Source organism: Rhizobium sp. ARZ01, from assembly GCF_014851675.1.
Lineage (GTDB): Bacteria > Pseudomonadota > Alphaproteobacteria > Rhizobiales > Rhizobiaceae > Mycoplana.
The window spans coordinates 325,975-344,428 of the sequence record NZ_JACVAE010000005.1 but is presented as its reverse complement, the minus strand read 5'-3'; the positions used below and the strand labels follow the sequence as shown (position 1 = coordinate 344,428).

Here is an 18,454-nt window from a genome sequence, read left to right as displayed (position 1 = left end):
CATGATCAGGAGTCTTTTCGATCTCACAGGCAAGGTGGCACTCGTCACCGGCGCTGCGCGAGGAATAGGGTTGGAAACCGCCCGGCTCCTCGCTGCCGCGGGCGCCCGGATTGCGCTTCTCGACCGTGACGGGCCGGCGGTGGACGCCGCCGCCTCGTCGCTAGCGGCTGAACAGGCAGACATCTACGCACAAACGACGGACATCACCGACAACGCGGCGCTGGCGAATGCCTTCGCCGCCACGGTGGCCCGTTTCGACCGCCTGGACATCCTCGTCAACAATGCCGCGGTAGTGCAGCGCCGGCCTGCGGTGGAAATGACACCAGACCTGTGGCGGAAGGCAATGGCCGTCAATCTTGATGCGGCCTTCGAATGTTGTCGACTTGCCCATCCGCACATGGCGCGGGCCAGCAGCGGCGCCATCGTCAATATCGCTTCGATCATGGCACTTTCGGGCGGCGGGCTTTACCCGATTGCCTCCTACCATGCCTCCAAGGGCGGCATGGTGAACCTGACGCGCGGCCTTGCCATGGAATGGGGGCGCGAGGGTATCCGGGTGAATGCCATCGCACCGACCTGGATCAAGACCGACTTCAACCGCGAGTTTCTCGAAAGTGAAGGCACGGAGGAGCGCCTGCTTGCCTCAATGCCGCTTGGCCGCTTCGCCACCACGCTCGACGCGGCTGCAGCCGTGCTCTATCTCGTCTCGCCCGCGGCGGCCATGGTCACCGGGCATGTCCTGCCGGTCGACGGTGGCTATCTTGCCCATTGATGCGAGCAATAACATGAGGAGGTTCATATGTCCGTAACGCTCAACCACACCGGTATCACGGTGGGCGATCTTGACCGCTCCATCGCGCTGTTCAGCGATCTATTCGAGTTCGAACTGGTCTCGCGCGCGCCGCGCGATCCCGACCTGATCTCACGCGTCATCGGCGTACCCGGGGCGCGCGTCGAAATTGCCTATATGCGCAATGCCAGCGGCGGCACCGTCGAGCTTTTGGCCTATTCAGGTCCAGATGAACGCCAGGCCTTTGCGCCACGCGCATGCGATCTCGGTTCGCTGCACCTCGGGTTCAATGTTGATATCGATGCTGCGCTCGCGAAAGCGAGCAAGCATGGCCTCGAACCGATGGGCGAAGTGATCGTTATCGACGCGGGCCCCAACCAGGGAGCACGCATCGCCTATTTGCGCAACCCAGAGGGCCTGGTGCTGGAACTAATCCAAGCGCCGTAAAGGATTCCAGGAGCCGCACACCAGTCACACCCTCAGCTTCGAAGCTCTGATGCTGCCCATGGCTGGCCTTCTAGGTAGCGATGGGCGGATCGGTTGCGCCAGCCGCAGCGCTAGCCCACCGGCTTCGCTGTTATCAGATAGTGAGCACATCGATCTCATCGCCTTGATGGGAATCGAACCGTTGGCCCATCTAGCGCTGCATGATCCCTGCAGTTGTCGTTCAGCGGCATTACTACAAGGTTCACCATGCGCACCGCATTGCCCCGGTGCTCATCCATATCTCCCTTCATTCGGAGGCAAGGGACAACCACTCTTAAACCTGATGCAGAATGGTGTCAGCCGCCTTCTCAGCGATCATGATCACCGCAGCCTTTTTGAGAAGGCGCGCGAAGGATTTCAGGCTGGTGCCATCGGCCCGCAACATTTGCCTGATCATAGGGTCTCGCAAGACCTGTGACATAGTCATATCGTGCATGGTGAACACCTTTCAGAGAAGGTGTAGCAGGCAAGCACAACAGGCAGATGTCAGCGGTGTGGCAAGAATGAGATGGTTCAAGCGCCGCGCGCAAGCGATTGAGGGCCAAGTATTTGAAGGGCTGCCAGGGTTGCTGGGAGTATTGACGTTGACTTCGATGCCAAGATCGACGGGGATGTCGCACTCTAGGCCGTAGACTCATAAGCGCGCAGCCACAACCGCAACGATGCGCGTTGGACCATGGCGAGAAAATTGCCGGGTTGGTCTCGAGGATGAACTCGAAGGAAATGGCTTGGCCGTGATTGCTGCTCTTGCCGGGCTTCAGGTCTTCGGCAGCGGGCACGGTGCCGTAGTCATCGTGTAGGACGCCGAAGCGTGATCCCGGACCGTAGGTGCTCATCTTGCCGCTTCGCCAAACCACATCGGACGCCGCGACCTGGTAAGGTCCTCTAGTGGGCCGTTATCGCTTCATAAACAAGAGAGGCGGCAGCGAGGTCCGCCAATGCCGTCCCCACCGCCTTGAAGCAGGAGATCGGGATGTCCGAGTGTCGGCCTTTTACCGTGCCGGCGCACAACTGTTGTAGCGTGCCCTTGATGGCGTCACGATCAATGAAACCTTCATTGACGGCAGCGACGATGTCGCCACCCTCGATCATGGCCTCTTCGGTATCGATGAAGATCAATGCCTTTTGCAATAGAGCCCCGTCGCTCTCGCGCATGCGCGGCGTAAACGCGCCTATGAGATCGACGTGCGTGCCGGGCTTTACCCAGGCGCCGAGGACAAGAGGCTGGCTCGACAGCGTCGCAGCTGTGATGACGTCCGCCCGGCGCACAGCAGGCTCAAGCGCGTCTACAGCCTCGGCATTGAAACCGTCGGCAACAAGCTTCTGCGCCAGCATTTTGGCACCTTTCTCATGGATGTCCCAGATCAGGACCTTCCCGAACTTGCGGACAGCGGCATAGGCATAGGGCAAAAGGCTGGCAACGCGGCCGGAGCCGATCACCAGCAATGTGTCGGCATCCTTGCGGGCTAGATAGTCCGCGGCCAGTGCGGACGCGGCGACCGTGCGACGACTGGTGATGACGTTACCGTCGATAAAGGCCAGTGGTGCGCCGGTTCTACCATCGGAGAGGATATAGGTCGAAAACAGGCCTGGCAGCGCTATCTGCGTGTTGTCGGGAAAGACGTTGACAAGCTTGACGCCGAGATAGCGTTCTGCGCCTTGTTTCGACCATGCCGGCATCAGGAGGAGCGTGGCTTCGCTCTCGCTTTCCATCGACACGCGATGATGATGGCGCTCCGGGACATGGCAGCCATCGGCATAGGCCCGGCGTAACCGCTCGATCAGCGTCTCGAATGGAAGGAGGTCTGCCGCGGTCCGGGCGTCGATGATGCGGGGTACTTTTTGCATTTTGCTGTCCGTTATATTCGCCAAGTTCACGACTGAGAGTCGGCTGCTGCGGTTTTTCTCTTCCGGCATAAAGAATATGCTGACGTCGCCATTGCCGAGGTTAAAGCAGTTGCAGGGGGCTGGGTGCATGGCCGAAAATGGCAGTCAGTCTTGCCATCAAAGGGGCGTGACGATGTGACATTGAGCGGTCCGGTATGAAACTGCGGCGCCTGAAGAGGTACGCCGAAACCCGTGCTGGCCGTGGGGCACGACCAGCACGGTTGGTTAGCCGATGGGCAGGATCAGGAACTTGGCTCCAGGACCTTTGACATCGTCATCTTGTACATTTCCATGATCGTCTGGCCATTGCGGATACCATCGATGTAGACGGCCTCCTTCTTCAAGTGCGCCTGGGCGGCTGCCAAGATCTCACTGGCGCGCTCCAGCGGGATGACAACGATGCCATCGTCATTGCCGATGACGACATCACCGGGGCGGATTGTTGCGCCATTGATGGCTATGCGGCCATCTATGACACCGCCGAAACCCTGATGCGGTCCCTTCGGCACTACGGCCTTGCAGAACATGTTGAAACCCAGCTGCCGAATTTCGGCGACATCGCGTACGGCGCCATGGACGACGGCGCCGCCCAGCTTGCGATGGGAGGCTTCGGCGGTCATGATGCCGCCCCACACTGCGGTGTCCTCGAAGCCGCCGGCATCAACCACAAGGATTTCGCCCGGCCGGGCCGCACCGATGAGCTCGCAAATACTGGCGCAATCACCCACCATGACTTCGGCCGTCCGCGCCTGACCGCAAACGGTCAGCCCGGTGCTGACCGGTTTCAAGGCGGAACCGAGCGACTGTGTACGGTTCATGCAATCCGAGGCTACCGCCGGCGGGATTTCCCGCCAGGCTGCCAAAACGTCGTGGCTAAGCCGGTGGAACGGCTGGTCGATACGAATGTGTGCCATGCTTCTTCTCCGACCGTTATGGCTTGACCGATTGCCAACCGGGGTTGACGTTGTTGCGAATTTTTCCCTTGAGCAAGAAGTCCATCAGGATTTGCGCCGAGAACGTGCGCATATCGACATAACCGGCCTCGGAGTAGAAGGCGGCATGCGGAGAAACGATGAATCGGCCGGCCAGCCACTCCTCGTCGTTCCGCCATGCGGTCAAAAGCGTTGGCTCTTTGACCGGCGGCTCCTGAGGTAGGACATCGAGACCGGCGGCGGCGAGTTTGCCGCTACGCAGCGCTCGCTCGAGTGCTTCGATGTCCACCAGACCGCCGCGTGCGATGTTAATGAACACGGTATCGTCCTTGCACATCGCCAACAGCTCATCGTTAACCATGGATCGGGTTTCTTCGTTGAGCGGGGTATGAATGCTGACCACGTCGGCATCCGCGAGCAGCCCTTCAAGGGAGTGTCGACGTTCGAAGCCGATGCCGAGATCGTGGCCTTCCGGCAGATAGGGGTCGAAATAGGCGACGCTCATGTCGAAAGCGGCAGCGCGACGGGCCACGGCGGTACCGATGCGGCCAAGACCGATGGCTGCGAAATGGCCGCCACGGATGCGGCGTACGACCGGAACGTTTTCGGCAACGAAGCCAGCGACCGGATCGGCCTTCATCCGTTTCTCATAACTGCCGATGCCGCGCACCAGATAGAGCATCATTGCCAGAGCGTGGTCCGCCACCTCGGTGGTTCCATAGTTCGGAACGTTCGAGACCGGAATGCCGGCATCACGGCAGGCCGCAACGTGGACGTTGTCGAAGCCGACGCCGACGCGGACGATATGCTTGCAGTTGTCGAGCTTGGCGATCGTTTCGGGCTGGATGCGCATGCGATGCCAGACGAGTATGGCATCACACGACCGCCAGTCGCTATCAGCAATCGCGTTGGGATCCGTTTCGTCGTAGATCACATAGTCGAAATGGTCTCCCGACACGTTCTTTTCGATCTCAAGATCCCGCTGGTGGGCATCTGGGACAAGAATTTTATATTTTTTCATGATGTTAACTAGCCTTACAGGACTTTGGATAGGAATTCGCGGAAGCGCTCGTCTTTGGGGTTCTTGAACATTTCGTCGGGTGGGCCGTGCTCGACGATCACTCCGCGATCGGTGAAATAGACCTCGTCAGCAACTTCCTCGGCGAAACGCATCTCATGGGTTACGAGAACGCAGGTCATGCCTTCGCTGGCGAGATCGCGAATGACGTTGAGCACCTCTTTGACCATTTCCGGATCAAGGGCCGCCGTGACTTCGTCGAAAAGTATGATCTGCGGCTGCATGGCCAGCGCGCGGGCAATCGCCACACGCTGCTGCTGACCGCCGGAAAGCTGCCCCGGATAGGCGTTTTCCTTGCCCGTCAGCTTGACTTTGCCGAGGAGTTCCAGCGCGCGCTTTTCAACATCAGCCTTGTTCTGGCCGAGCACCTTGACCGGTGCCATGACGATGTTTTCCAAGACCGTGCGATGCGGAAAGAGATTGTATTGCTGAAACACCATTGAAACCTTGTGCCGGAGGGGCACTAGTTGTTTTTCGGTTTGCAGCTTCTCAACTTCGAATTCACCAACCCTGATCGTGCCGGCATCGATGGGCACCAGCGCGTTGATGCATCGCAGGAGGGTCGACTTGCCCGATCCCGACGGCCCTATGATGCAGACGACACTTCCTGGCTGGACCGCCATGGAGATGTCATTCAGCACACTCACGTGGCCAAAGGACTTTCGGATGTTCGAAATCTCGATAATCGGCTCGATCGTGCTTTTGGTCATATCAGTATTGCATCCTCAGGCGACGTTCCAGGCTTCGGCTCCAGGTCGCCAGTGGATAGGCGAACACAAAGAACATGAGCAGAATGTAGAGGTAGATGGCGGTCGCATACCGGTCGCCGTCCGCGGCGATGACAGTCTTGCCGATGGACATGATGTCGGTGGTGCCGGTAACGACTATGAGGCTGGTGCCGATGAACAGCATGGCGTAGGTGGTCATGATGTTGGGGAGCATGATCGGCAGGGCCTGCGGCAGGATGATTGAGCTCATGATCTGCCGGCGGGTGTAGCCGAGCGCCCGCGCCGATTCCCACTGTCCGTCGGGAATGGCACGAATGCCGGAGCGGAACACTTCCGCCATATACGCCGTGACCGGCACCGACAGACCCACCACCGCTTTGATGAACGGCGAAAGATAGATGGTGTAGCCGAACAATGAAGTCTTGAACGGAAGCAGGTAGAGCGTTGCGTAAAGAACGACCAGCCAGGGTGAATTGCGCATGACGTTCATGACGACGATCGCCAAATTGCGCGTGACCGACGCATTGGAGACCATCATCGCGCCCAGCGAAAAGCCGGCAAGTGAGGAGATCGTCATGACGACGAAGCTGACCAGGACATTCACGGCAAAGCCGCCGCTGACCGCTGAAAAGTCCGGCGCTCCCGTTAGCAGAAGCGGCGTGCGATTGACGAGGAGCTGGAACGCATTCCCGCTATCGTCGCGATAGGTGATGACGAAGACGACGGCCATGAAGGCGATGACGCCCAGGAAGCCGAAGAAGGCGTTTCTCGAATGTCCCATCAGACCCCAACGCCTCCGGAAAAGCCCGGCACGGAAAGGCGCTCGCCAATCAACTTGGCTGCGAAGGTCGTGATCGATGCGATCACAAGATAGATGATCCAAATCACGATCATCACCTCCAGGTTAAGGAATGTTTCCAGGCTGATTTGCGTGGCGTAGAACATCACGTCGGCAACGGCCACCAGAGAGGCTTGGGCCGAGGTCTTGATCAGGCTCACAACGTTGCTGGTCATATTGGGAATGGTTGTGCGCATGGCGAGCGGCAGTTCAACCAGACGAAAAATTGCCCCGCGCGAGTAGCCGAGCGCCCTCGCAGCCTCAACGGTCTGGGAAGGCACGGCCCCGATACCCGAACGGACGATCTCGACGGCGATGGAGCCATTGTAGAGAGCGAGCGAGATGACGACGCAGGCGAACCCGGAAAACATCGGGATCTGAGCGCCAGTCGTATGGTCGGTGATGGTGACCCCGAGGTCGGACAGCATGAAATAGAGGAAGAAAAGCTGCACCAGCGGCGGCGTGTTTCTGAACAGATCCACAAGAACGATCACAAGTGGATGAACAAATGTCACCCTGAAATGAACGATCGCTGCGCCGGCTACGCCAACGACCAGCATGGAGGCTGTGCCGATCAAAGCCAACAACATCGTGACCCAAAGGCCATTCAACAGCCAACTGAAATAGAGCTGATCAGTCAGCCAATTGAAGTCCAATCCGAAAATCATGGATATTGGTCCTGCACTAGCTAGAGGACACGAACCCGTGCCTAAAGCCGGTCGCTGCTATCTGGAATTTCTGCGATGGCACCGGCATCGGACCGTCGCATGTGCGTTACGCCGGGACACATGCGGCATGTGGCCCGGCACTGCGGGGAATTAGTGGCCAGCGGCGGCGGCGTCGGCGGCCCGCTTGGTCACGTACTCGCTTTCGCCCATGGCGAATTCCTTCTCCGCATTGACGAGTACGCCGGCAGCTTCAGCCGACAGGATCGCCTCGTTGACCGCCTTCAGGAAGGCCGGTTCGTCCTTACGCACACCACCGGCGATCGGGATGTAATTGAAGGTCTCGAGCGCGATCTTGTACTTCTCCGCCCATTCCGGCTCGGCAATCTTCTGCCTCAAGATCGGCCCGTCGAAGGCGATCGCATCGCAACGCCCATCCTGAAAGGCCTTGAACATCTCGGCCGTGCCGGTAAACAGCACCGTCTCGGCACCGTATTTCCCGGTAATCGTCTTATTGTAGAGATTACCTTGAACGCCGCAGAGCTTCTTGCCGCTGATATCCTCCCAGGACTGGATTGTAGCATCCTTCGGGCTGAGCAGTTCGATACCGGCCATCATGTAGTAGGCTTCGGTGAAATCGATGACCTTGGCGCGTTCCGGGTTTTGTCCGAGCGTGGCCAGGATGAGGTCGATGCGTCCGGCGTTCAGCAGCTCGATACGGTTCGAAGCGATGACCGGCACAAGCTCGATCGCATCTTCCGAGCCCAGGATTTTCTTGGCGACCTGCTTGGCGAGGTCAATTTCAAAGCCCTTGAGAGCCGCATCCTTGTCGAGAAAGCCGAACGGGCGGTAATCGTTTTTGATGCCGACGATAATCTTGCCGCGCAACTTAACCTCGTCCAGCTGGTCGGCCAGCGCCGGAGCGGCACCGACGGTCGCAGACGCCACGGCCCCGCACACCATTGCGAAAATCTTCTTCATCGCGCTTCATTCCCCTTTGTTTAACCGGTGATTTCATGGGCTATTTAGCAAGTTCCAACCATAATGAATAATACTGTTTTCTTTCATTTTCATAAGGCCTACTAATAAACATATAGCGCATTGGAGAAGTCGAACGGATGAATGTGAGGCAATTGGAGGCGTTCAGAGCAGTGATGTCCTGCCGAAGCGTCAGCGGCGCCGCGCAGATGCTCAACGTGTCTCAGCCGGCGATAAGCCAACAGATTACCATGCTGGAACAAAGCTGCAGGTTCAGCCTGTTCGAACGGGTCAAGAACCGGTTGCATCCGACGCGGGAAGCGGCGGCTCTCCTGGTCGAAGTCAATCGCATTTTCGATGGGCTCAATCGTGTTTCGCGCGTGACGGAAGCCCTGCGCCAGCAGAAGTGGGGCGCAATCAGCGTAGGGTCGTTTCCAGCGATCGGAAAGCGAATTCTACCCCGGATGATCGCCTCATATATATCAGAACGACCCGATCTGGAGTTTCATTTGCAAAGCATGCGCAGTATCAGCCTGATTGACGCAGTTGCCGCTCAGCAAATGGATGTCGGCGTCAGCTTTCTTCCCGGAGATCGGGAGGAGATCGAAAGCATTCACATCAAAAGCGTCAAGGCCGTATGCATCCTACCTTCAGGTCACGCTCTCGCCTCGAAGGCGGTAATCCATGCGCGCGACCTTGAAGGCGAGAAATTCATATCGCTCGGGAAACAGGACCGCGCGAGGATGCAGATCGACAAGGTGTTTTCCGACTTCGGTGTGATACGTCACCTCCAAATAGAGACCGGCCAGTCGGATGCCGCTATTGCCTTGGTGGGGGAAAAAGTTGGCGTTTCAGTTATAGATCCATTCAGTGCTCACGATTTCCCGACTGAGAATGTGCTGGTGCGGCGCTTCGAACCCAAGATTGAGTTCGGAGTGTGGTTATTGAGATCAAAACTGCATCAGAAATCCACTTTGATTGAAGGTTTTGTCGATTTCTTGAAGAGCGGATTTGCGGCCATGCCTGCCACAGATGATTGAGCGCCGCATCCGGCGGTGACCGACGTGGTGCTCGAGCTGGCGGCGAACCGTCAATCGCTGGTGGCCACGCACCTGTCGTTTCCGTCCGTCTGCCACGTGGCGGTCGATGGCGACGTCTTTCGTTGGGTGCCAGGCCCCTGGGAGTACTGACCGATTGATGGGTTAGGGCCGAACGAAACTCGGACAGCAGTCTTCCGTCGCGGCCGTAAAGGACAGCAGACGTGCGCAAGGCGGTCATTCGCGTCAAGACCGCCAACCGGCAGCTCCGGCATTAAGCGGTCATCCACTGATCTGCAAAGTTCTGGTTAAAGGGAAGGCCCATTGAATTTTATTCTTTTAAATCAATAAGTTGATTGCGTAAAATATGTATTATGGAACCATCGGACAGATGGCGCGGCGCGGGTCGCATGGGCCGTGATTGCTAAGCGGGGTAAAACGCGTTTACCCGCAAAGGCACTTGCCCACTCTAACCTGTCGGTCGAGTGCAAAATCATTGCTGCAATGACGTTCTGAGTTCGCGGCACGTATCAAGCACCTCTGTGTATTTATCCGTCATTGATGACCGCATTTCCGAGATTTCTTGATAAGGATCAAATATCACTGATCTAAATTCCAGCTCGCTCTTACCATTTTTCTCTGCGAGGCTCTGAGCTCTACCCCAGAAAAAGGCCATATCGTGCTGATGCGCTACGGATGGAAATTGATCTGTTTCAACCCGAAAGACTGTAGCGCAACGCTGCGCCTCTGCGAACATTCCTTCAAATGCCGATGCTCGATCTGCTTCTTGTTTTTCGTATGCCGCCCGTCCAGTCACCAGTTTTTTGTTGTGAACGATCATAGCAACATTTGGCCCTTCGGACATTGGGACCGCTTCGCCGCGAGCTACCGAAGAGTATTGTACAATCGTGTCCGTGCAGCTTTTGTCAGCGTTTCGTGTCTTTTCAACAAACTCATCCGGGCCGTTTTCGTCCTGAAAACCCGCCATGGTGATCTCACTAAGGTCGTTAGGTTCGGCAAAGCTCTTGCCCTCAATTGTCATGATAATCTTGTATAGCTTGCTCAACTGCTTCTCGCCATACTGACGAGAGGCCGGAAGCATCTGGAAAATTCTGTAATAGCCGACGCAAGCATAAAGGTTATCAAGCGGTCTTGTCTCTTGAGCCAACGCCGGCGAAGCCGAGGCAGAAGCACCAATAAATGCCGCCGCGAAAACGGTTGAGAGAAAAGACTTCATTGCAAAAACCTTAATCGAACTCATTGCTGCGCATAACTGCACCTGGCCAGCCCCGTATAAACGGAATTTCTTAGCTTTCGGTTATTCTGGCCATTTCAAGTATTAAGCGATTCACGCTCTTACTACTGGCAAATCTGAAAGCCGGGTCGTATAGCGCGGGGATCGAATGTCGGCCTTCGTTGCGAACGACTGCCTGAAGCCCTCGGAGGCGAGGACCAAAGTCTTCTTCCCCCATCGATCGTTGATCGTATCCAGCGCGGCCGACAGCTTTCCTGCGCTCGCCTGTTCATGAGCGAAGAGCCACCGGGGCGAGTTCCTGCGGCACCAGGTCGTCGAGCATCACGCCAGCTTTCGTGTACGCGAACCCGTTTCCTTCTCTATTCCCCTTCCATGCCTTCGCGGCGCACGCGAGCGCGGTCTGGACAAGGGCAGTCGTCGCATTCGACGGCGGGCGATAGGCGTCGATCCAAACTCATTCTTTGCGTTCAGATCCGCTCCGCTTTCAGCAATAGCCATAACCGCCTGAGCCCAAGGATTTTCGAGTGATGACGCAGCTTTGCGATCGTACGGTTGTCGAGACGTTAAGCGCCTGAATCTGCTGTGATCCAAAGTGAAATAACCGTTACTGCGCTCCTGCCCTGCAGACGGAGGACGGCATGGATCTTGATGAGGACGGTCGTACGGACTGTCCCTATGATGGTCCTGTTCGACGGCACTATTATACTAGATGTGCAATTCTGTTATAACCGACAGAGTCAGGGACTAGCGGGAAGAGATCCCTCCCCTTCTCCAAGGGAGGATTGATCCCGGCTCGAAGTTCACTATACTAGATTTGCGATATTAGTATAACACGAGGGTTCACCATGAGACGCATCGACATGATGTATCAGACCATGCTTGCCGAGATCGGGCAGCGTGCGCTCGATGACGCATGGAACCTCGACTTCCCTCCGACCGGGCGCTTCGTGAGAGTGCGCGTGAAAGACCGGGACTATTGGTATTTCGACCAGCCCGATGGCGACGGCGGCCAAGCCCGGAAATATGTCGGTCCTGCCGACGATCCGGAGATCGCCAAACGGGTCGAGGATTTCTCCCGCACCAAGACCGACTACAGGACACGCCGACGTCTGGTCTCGAGCCTGACGCGCGATGGCGGCCTGCAGCCTACCGACCGCGCCTCAGGTGAGATTGTCGAAGCCTTGGCAGCCGCTGGCCTCTTCCGATTGAGAGCGGTTCTGGTGGGCACCCTCGCCTTCGGAACTTATTCAGGCGTCTTGGGTGTCCGTCTTCCTTCTACTGCCATGATGACCGGAGATGCGGATTTCGCGCAGGACTACGCGATCTCTGCCGGGGTCATGGACAGTCTGCCGCCGATCCTCGACCTCTTGCAGACCATGGATCCGACGTTCCGTGCCGTCCCTAACCTCGCCGGGGCCGACACGACGGCGTTCGTGAACAAGGAAGGCTATCGGGTCGAGTTTCTGACGACGAACCGCGGTAAGGACGAGTACCTGGACAAACCCGCGGACATGCCCGCCCTTGGCGGAGCAAGCGCCCAGCCGCTCCGCTTCATGGATTTCCTGATCCGTGAACCTGTCCGTACGGTGCTCCTCTACGGAGCCGGTGTCTCAGTACTTGTCCCCGACCCTGCCCGCTATGCCATCCACAAATTGATCGTTGCCTCGAGACGTCATGCGGACAGCGTGCTCAAACGCGACAAGGACATCATGCAGGCCGGGATCCTGACCGAAGCTATGCTCGAGACACGCCAATCGGCCGACCTCGCCTCCGCTTACATCGAAGCGTGGGAGCGCGGCCCAGCGTGGCAGGAAGCCATCAGGGCTGGAGCAGCGATGCTACCGGGCGAGCGTAAGGACAATCTCAGGGAATGTCTCTATACCGGGAGTCGGGGCATCGGAGAAAAGGCCGTCTTGCCGTTCTGATCGTCTGCGCGCCTCAGGCGAGCTGTCAGCCCTAAGACACGGTAAACGGCTGTTAACCATAATCGGGTCCGCGGGAAGTGGTCGACAGACGTAAGAACTTCACTGAGGATCGATCGATCCCGTTGGCCGAGCTACCAGGCTACACTTTGTATGTGCAGCTACTATCGGGGTTGGACCTTCAACACCGTTGGGCTACCGAAGTTCCTCCGATATTGATGGTCGGGATGGCCGTGGATCCGGGTGACATTCGATCGCTTCCAGCAGGCGAGGTTCAACAGGAAGGAACTGACTCGGTGGGTTCGTCGTGAGGACAAGGACGAGCTGATGAACTACTACACGTTCATCCTGGACGCTCTCAAGGAATCCGGCGACCCAACGGCGAACCAGCGAAAGCTCAACATGGCGCGGTGCGCCGGATCCAGAACCATCGAGATCCTGCGAGACGCCGGCGTTCGGATGGCTTACGGCACGAACTTCCCGCTCTCCATGTCCAGCCGAATTTCTTCGTGAAGCTCTTTGCGCATGTGCTCCATCCATTCATCACAGAGCCTCCAAGCCGCTTCGGTATCGGACACCGCTAAGGCATCTTAATCAATTTTATTCTTTTAAATCAATATGTTGATTGCGTAAGGTTTCTTATGGAACTTCCCGGCTCGCCTGCGCATGGGGTGCCCCTCCCCTCCGAGCAGCACATGAATGCGTCGATGAAACAATCAATTGACTGCAGAAGTTGCTGAAGTGCGGGAGCCTTGAGCAAATTCAAACTGCCGACGCGTTTATCGCGTTCTGCGCCACCTATTGCTTGAAGCAATTCCCGCGATGCCACCGTAGGAAATGCGGATGCGGCCTCTCGAATGCCCGCATCGGCACGATCGCTCGACCAGACCTGTTGATCAGCCCTTCAATGCTGTCTGGATCGTTGGCATGCCTCGAAACCAGGATGTCGAGATCATCGGACAGGCTGATCAGGCCGCGGTCGAACATCCAATGCGCAGTGCCAGACAGTGCGATGCCATTGGTAAGGATATCGGGTCCATTCGCCTCGACGGGCCGTATATGCGCCGCATCAACTTCAGCGCGTCCCCCACCGTTGATGAGCTTCAAGCCAGTGATTGCACAGCGTTTGTCGTAGGCCTGAACGACGAGACGGCGAAACAGCCGATCACGGACAATCCGTGACGAGAATTGTACGACGCGATCGCGTTCCTGCTCGAGTAAGAACTGCGCCTGGCTGCTCTCATCAAATCCGCGAAGCGCGAATCCTGCGTCCAACTCCCCGGTCCGCGGCAACTCGGGCACGTGCTCATCGAGACCAATGCCTACAATGCGATTGAAGTCCGCGCTCGAAATAGGCCTTACGGCAGACTGCGCTCTGCCCGATATCCGGCCTTCTTTATTCAGGACGCCGCGCTCAACCACACCCTCTGTTCCGCTGAATGGAACCGCATTGATGAAGTCGAGATAGCTACCCGGTTCGATGAGCGCGAGATACATACCCGGTGCTTTCGGGTCCGGGATGACCTCGGCCACCTTGGCAACAGCAAAGTAGCCCCGCGTCGCAGCGACCTTGCGCGGCTCGTAGTAGATGATCCAGTCGCCAAGGCAGGCCCGCACCCGTCCAAGATATTGGCTTGGGAACTGGTACTGTTCCGCTGGGCTGTCGTCGTAGATCGAATCTGAGCGATGAATGAAGACCCCGAATCCCATGAATGATGCTTAGCACAGCCTGAGCGTTTGCCGATACGACATCACACGCATTCCTGGGAATCAGGTATGGGAAGCAGCGTAGTCTCCGCAATTTTTCCCGACAACTTGATAGATATAGCACCTAGTGCTATATGAAGCGATGTCAGAACGGATTTTTAAAACCGCGTGGTTTTCCAAAGCAGCGAAGAAAGCGCGGATCTCCGATAAGGGTCTTTGCAAGGCGATTGAGCAAGTCGCACGCGGACAGGCTGATGATCTCGGTGGTGGCGTGTTCAAGAAGCGGCTCAACGATAACATGCATCGTTCGATCGTTCTGGCGAAAGCCGGTGAGTACTGGGTATTCGCCTATCTGTTCGCGAAGAAGGACCGCGCAAACATCGATGACGACGAGCTGCTGGCTTTCCGAAAGCTCGCCGAACTCTATCGGCGCAAGACAGAGGCCGAACTCGATGCCGAAATCGGGACCGGTGCCCTATTGGAGATTTGCAATGGCGACTAAGCGCAAGTTCAAGAGCGATGCCTTCGAGGCGATCCATAGCGCCGTCGAAGATATGTATGCGGCGGGCACCATCGACAAGGAAACCATGAAGACCTTCGATGAGACTTGCCTGTCCATTCCGCAGGTGCTGACGCCAAGCGAGATCAAGGCGCTGCGCGAGAACAACCATGTCAGCCAGCCAGTCTTCGCGCGCTACTTAAACACCAGTGAATCGACAGTACAAAAGTGGGAAACCGGCGCGAAGCGGCCGAGCGGTCCCGCATTGAAGCTGCTCTCGATCGTCCGGAAACACGGTCTCGAGATGCTGTCTTAGAAGGACGATGCCGCGGAAGGATCAGCACGCGCAGTTCCAGCCGATCCATTATGCCATCATCTTGGCCCAGAACGTGAACATCCTCGCAACAAGCCGTGCACAGGGCTCGTGAACAACAGCTCCCTCGACCCTTCTCTGCCTTTCCGCCGCAAAGCCTGCACCGGGTATCCTGATCCTTGCTGAGCCCTCGCCAGCCGCACATCGGATGCTGCTGTGCGCCTTCATCTAGGTCATAGCTTGCATCCTAGCCGTCTCCTAAAAGCGGACATCAAGTTGAGCGGCGAGGCGACAACCTTGCGCCACAAACAGTCTTCACCGCCCACGGCCACCGCCACCTCGGCCGCCCCCACCGCCACGTATGATGGCTCCGCCGCCGCGACTGCCGCCCCCTGAGAAGCCACCTCGGCTACCTCCTTGGAAACCGCCGCCACGATAGCCACCTCGGTCGAAGTTTTGAAAGCTGCCGCTAGAGCCAGGGTAACGCGTGCCATAGCTGCGGCTCAATTCATTCTGGTTGCCCAACTGACGTCCAGTGCGGTCGATGGAAAGATGATCCGGGGCTCGCTGACGAACCTGCTGATTGCGACGCGTGGCTGGCTGTGTCTCGGCCCGGTTCTGAATACGCTGTGTGGCTTGAGGTCTTTCGGACGCTGCGCGACGGCCTGCATTTCTGAGGCTTTCGCTGTCAGGACGCTGAACGGGTTGCCAACCATCCGGCGAGTGCGTCTGCCACTGCCCGTCCTGACGGCGATAGACGTTGCCATCGCGGCCCGCATAGATATCACCACCCTTGCTGCCCACGATAAAGCCTTTATTGCCTTCCGTATTGCGCCAGCGCAGGCGGCCAGCATTCCCTGTTGAACCTCCGCTGATGCGCGCGAATTCTCCGCCGTGCTTGACCGAAACGCTGCCCCAGGATCCGTAGACGTTCTGCCCGCCACGGGCCACTATTGCATTGCCAGTGCGTGGATTGTAGGCGGAGATGAAGCCTCTCTCACCGTTTGGCCCGGCCACAGCGCCACCTCGGAACCGTGTTCCCGTTTCAGGATTGTAGGCAGCGCCGAACACCAAGCCTCTCTCCGGTCCATAAGCATACCCATAGCGCCCGTAGGTCCCGTAGGCGGGATTATACGAAGCACCAAATCCATAGCTGATTGGCGGTGGATAATAGGGCCAATCATCGTCGTAGTAATCCCAGTATGGCGGGTAGTACCAACCTGAACCCCAAACGAGTGTGTCCCATGCCAGATACGTGTAGAGATATCCGAGGGTATATCCGTACCAGACCGCATCAGCTTCGCTGTCGTAGACGCGGACGTAAGTGGCGTTGTAGACGGGCGATGATGGTGGAATCGAGTAGATTTCCTCGGCAACGGCGCGCGCAACAGCGAACGGCCCCATCGCCGTATCACCGACGAACCAGATGCCGTCTTTGAGGACGAAGTATTTTTCAGCGACCTTGATCACCTGTTCGCTGGCGTTGACGGCATAAAACAGCGATGTGCCTTCGATCGGTTCGAATTTGGGCTCTCCGTTGTATCTCACGTCCACCTTGACGGACCCGTCGGTCGACACGCGGGCCAGTTTCGGAATACTGGCTTTCAGCCGCGCCATCGCGCTCTCGGATGTGCCGGGAATCGAGGCCCGCACCGCGGAATATGGAGCGTCGTCGGGTAGGTTCAGGAAGTCATCAGGCAAATCGGGGGTGGCAAAGCTCCACGGTCCTTCGAGAGAGGTGGACGAGAACCATCTTCCAGAGAGAAGGACGTACCATTTGCGATTTGCCCGGTCGTGAAAGACGGCGCTCTCGGTATTGGACGCCCAATCAAGCGTCGTACTAGCGATTGGCTCGAGGACGGGTTTTCCGTCAAACAGCAAAAGCTCCGCTGGCTTGTCGGAGTAAAAAACCTTTGGCGTTTCGTTCTCCTTGAACGGAGTGGGCGGCAGTGCAGCCTTTGCCTCTTTCCAGGTGTCACTTTCCGGCAGCTTGGAGAGCGCATTTGGAACGGCGTCTGCCTCGACCCAATCCGACTCCAGCTTGTTGGACGTGAGCCAGTTCTTTTCATCTCGAAGGTAGTAGCTGCTCGACCCGTCTACCTTCAGGAGGTCCCAGTTTGTATTCACTATGAAGGTGAGGCCCTGGGCATCCTTGACGGGGGCTGAAACAGCCTTGCCATCCGTCTGTAACAAGATCGACGGCATTTCACTGAAGAAGATTGGCGGCGGGTCTGCCTTAATACCTGGGACATCTGCAAGTCGCTTATATTCCGCAAGGCTTGCCGCCAGGCGCTGCTCGGAGACAACGATCGGATCCGTTGGGATGATTTTGCCGATATCGAGGGCGAGGTCAGAAAGCTCCTTGCGCTCCAGCCCGGAAAAATCCAGTCGCGTAGCTTTTATATCCGTCAGAGTCACATTGTCGTTTTCATCGTCAGCCACGGTCTTGGCCGACAGTCCGATGACGCCATAAACTGGCTTTGCGCTGGCCGAGGTCTTCAGTTCGGTAGCGACGAGAGCGTCGAGCTGGCTGAAATCCTTCCATTCTGTGATCTGCGGCTGGTAAAGCGTTATCGTTGCGCCCGCGTCCGTATCGAAAACCCTCGGCCAGGCTGGTGCGTTGGAGTCCGACTGGTTGAGATATTTTCCCGCGACGAAACCATTAGTCCCGGAGTGCCTGACTGCGCACCAGGCCGCTGTTGCATCACACTCCTTGATATCGACTTCGTCGCCCTGTGGAATGACACGCATTGCATCAAATCCAGTGCCTGGACCTTCCCTGAAGTTAACGTTGGCTGTCAAGATTGCGGGATCTGCGAGGGCCGAGGTCGAGAAGAAAGAGGCAATTGTTACATAGGCGAGAATTCTACGCATGATCACATCTCCGATCGACGTTTCAATCGCGTGCAGTCTCAACAGCGCCAATCTGAATGGTCGGCATGCGTTGGGCTTCCTTCCACGTCCAGACTGATCCGGTCCAGAGTAATTTGCGTACCCAATGAGAGCGGCTGTCACCAGGCAATCATGCTAAAACTATGCAGAATAACCTGCAAACCCAGAGCGGCCTGGGTAACGCCAAGCACCACAGCCAAGACCTGAAGTGAAGTGCCGATCCATCTAAGAATGATCTCCGCATGATCGAACCGTGTGTCCCCACCGACTGGCCTGGCTACGAGGTCGACTATCGATATGGAACAGCGACCTATCGCGTCAACGTGAAGCTAAGCTCGCAATCCGGGCGACGTTTGCTGAGCGTCGACGGGATTCAAATTGACGACGAGAGAGTGCCGCTTGTGGACGACGGGCGCATCCACGATGTGCATTTGGTGGTCGGCTAGC

At 57.3% G+C, this 18,454-nt stretch carries 18 protein-coding genes and 2 pseudogenes; 9 read left to right on the top strand and 11 right to left on the bottom strand.

The window, feature by feature from the left end; genetic code table 11:
- Position 1 precedes the first annotated feature (1 nt).
- Both IB238_RS24195 and IB238_RS24190 read left to right on the top strand, forming a co-directional pair.
- On the top strand, positions 2-772 hold the full coding sequence (locus IB238_RS24195; RefSeq protein ID WP_210333702.1) for a glucose 1-dehydrogenase: 771 nt from the start codon (positions 2-4) through the stop codon (positions 770-772).
- 27 nt (positions 773-799) lie between these two features.
- The gene (locus tag IB238_RS24190) at positions 800-1,237 is read left to right on the top strand and encodes a VOC family protein (protein WP_192253356.1); all 438 of its coding nucleotides are present in this window, start codon (positions 800-802) and stop codon (positions 1,235-1,237) included.
- Positions 1,238-1,968: 731 nt separating this feature from the next.
- On the opposite strand, the pseudogene IB238_RS24400 reads toward IB238_RS24190, so the two are convergent.
- The 8 genes and pseudogenes from IB238_RS24400 to IB238_RS24155 all read right to left on the bottom strand — a co-directional run.
- Positions 1,969-2,118 (bottom strand): annotated as a pseudogene (locus IB238_RS24400) (iron ABC transporter substrate-binding protein); the annotation flags it as partial.
- Between the two features lie 43 nt (positions 2,119-2,161).
- Complete coding sequence (locus IB238_RS24185) at positions 2,162-3,139, bottom strand: ornithine cyclodeaminase family protein (RefSeq protein WP_192253469.1); 978 nt, start codon at positions 3,137-3,139, stop codon at positions 2,162-2,164.
- 266 nt (positions 3,140-3,405) lie between these two features.
- On the bottom strand, positions 3,406-4,077 hold the full coding sequence (locus IB238_RS24180) for an RraA family protein (protein ID WP_192253353.1): 672 nt from the start codon (positions 4,075-4,077) through the stop codon (positions 3,406-3,408).
- 16 nt (positions 4,078-4,093) lie between these two features.
- Positions 4,094-5,116: a C-terminal binding protein gene (locus IB238_RS24175; RefSeq protein WP_210333700.1), complete on the bottom strand. Its 1,023-nt coding sequence runs from the start codon at positions 5,114-5,116 to the stop codon at positions 4,094-4,096.
- 14 nt (positions 5,117-5,130) lie between these two features.
- Complete coding sequence (locus IB238_RS24170; protein WP_210333699.1) at positions 5,131-5,883, bottom strand: amino acid ABC transporter ATP-binding protein; 753 nt, start codon at positions 5,881-5,883, stop codon at positions 5,131-5,133.
- A gap of 1 nt (position 5,884) precedes the next feature.
- Positions 5,885-6,682: an amino acid ABC transporter permease gene (locus tag IB238_RS24165; protein WP_192253350.1), complete on the bottom strand. Its 798-nt coding sequence runs from the start codon at positions 6,680-6,682 to the stop codon at positions 5,885-5,887.
- Complete coding sequence (locus IB238_RS24160; protein ID WP_192253347.1) at positions 6,682-7,407, bottom strand: amino acid ABC transporter permease; 726 nt, start codon at positions 7,405-7,407, stop codon at positions 6,682-6,684. The genes IB238_RS24165 and IB238_RS24160 overlap by 1 nt, the downstream gene beginning before the upstream one ends.
- A 150-nt stretch (positions 7,408-7,557) precedes the next feature.
- The gene (locus IB238_RS24155; protein ID WP_192253344.1) at positions 7,558-8,385 is read right to left on the bottom strand and encodes a transporter substrate-binding domain-containing protein; all 828 of its coding nucleotides are present in this window, start codon (positions 8,383-8,385) and stop codon (positions 7,558-7,560) included.
- 137 nt (positions 8,386-8,522) lie between these two features.
- Between IB238_RS24155 and IB238_RS24150 the strand changes: the two genes are divergently transcribed.
- Entirely contained in the window at positions 8,523-9,422 is a 900-nt protein-coding gene (locus IB238_RS24150; RefSeq protein WP_192253342.1) for a LysR substrate-binding domain-containing protein, read from the top strand.
- 24 nt (positions 9,423-9,446) lie between these two features.
- Positions 9,447-9,572, top strand: a pseudogene (locus tag IB238_RS24850) (MBL fold metallo-hydrolase); the annotation flags it as partial.
- 340 nt (positions 9,573-9,912) lie between these two features.
- Here the strand turns inward: IB238_RS24850 and IB238_RS24145 are convergent.
- Entirely contained in the window at positions 9,913-10,656 is a 744-nt protein-coding gene (locus tag IB238_RS24145; protein WP_192253339.1) for a hypothetical protein, read from the bottom strand.
- Positions 10,657-11,519: 863 nt separating this feature from the next.
- Here IB238_RS24145 and IB238_RS24135 point away from each other — a divergent pair.
- Together IB238_RS24135 and IB238_RS24130 are read left to right on the top strand one after the other, a co-directional pair.
- Positions 11,520-12,599, top strand: coding sequence for a GSU2403 family nucleotidyltransferase fold protein (locus IB238_RS24135; protein ID WP_192253336.1), 1,080 nt, complete (start codon positions 11,520-11,522; stop codon positions 12,597-12,599).
- Between the two features lie 240 nt (positions 12,600-12,839).
- Positions 12,840-13,109 carry a hypothetical protein gene (locus IB238_RS24130; protein WP_192253332.1) on the top strand — a complete coding sequence of 90 codons (270 nt, stop codon included), beginning with the start codon at positions 12,840-12,842 and terminating at the stop codon, positions 13,107-13,109.
- Between the two features lie 285 nt (positions 13,110-13,394).
- Here IB238_RS24130 and IB238_RS24125 read toward each other — a convergent pair whose 3' ends face one another.
- Entirely contained in the window at positions 13,395-14,306 is a 912-nt protein-coding gene (locus IB238_RS24125; protein ID WP_192253330.1) for an HNH endonuclease, read from the bottom strand.
- Positions 14,307-14,445: 139 nt separating this feature from the next.
- Here IB238_RS24125 and IB238_RS24120 point away from each other — a divergent pair, with 139 nt between their 5' ends.
- Complete coding sequence (locus IB238_RS24120; protein WP_192253327.1) at positions 14,446-14,805, top strand: type II toxin-antitoxin system RelE/ParE family toxin; 360 nt, start codon at positions 14,446-14,448, stop codon at positions 14,803-14,805.
- On the top strand, positions 14,795-15,118 hold the full coding sequence (locus IB238_RS24115; RefSeq protein ID WP_192253324.1) for a DNA-binding transcriptional regulator: 324 nt from the start codon (positions 14,795-14,797) through the stop codon (positions 15,116-15,118). The genes IB238_RS24120 and IB238_RS24115 overlap by 11 nt, the downstream gene beginning before the upstream one ends.
- A gap of 312 nt (positions 15,119-15,430) precedes the next feature.
- On the opposite strand, the gene IB238_RS24110 is transcribed toward IB238_RS24115, so the two are convergent.
- The gene (locus tag IB238_RS24110; protein ID WP_210333698.1) at positions 15,431-17,989 is read right to left on the bottom strand and encodes an SH3 domain-containing protein; all 2,559 of its coding nucleotides are present in this window, start codon (positions 17,987-17,989) and stop codon (positions 15,431-15,433) included.
- Positions 17,990-18,249: 260 nt separating this feature from the next.
- Between IB238_RS24110 and IB238_RS24105 the strand changes: the two genes are divergently transcribed.
- Positions 18,250-18,453 (top strand): hypothetical protein, encoded by a 204-nt coding sequence (locus IB238_RS24105; RefSeq protein ID WP_192253321.1) that lies wholly within the window; start codon positions 18,250-18,252, stop codon positions 18,451-18,453.
- Position 18,454: the final 1 nt, after the last annotated feature.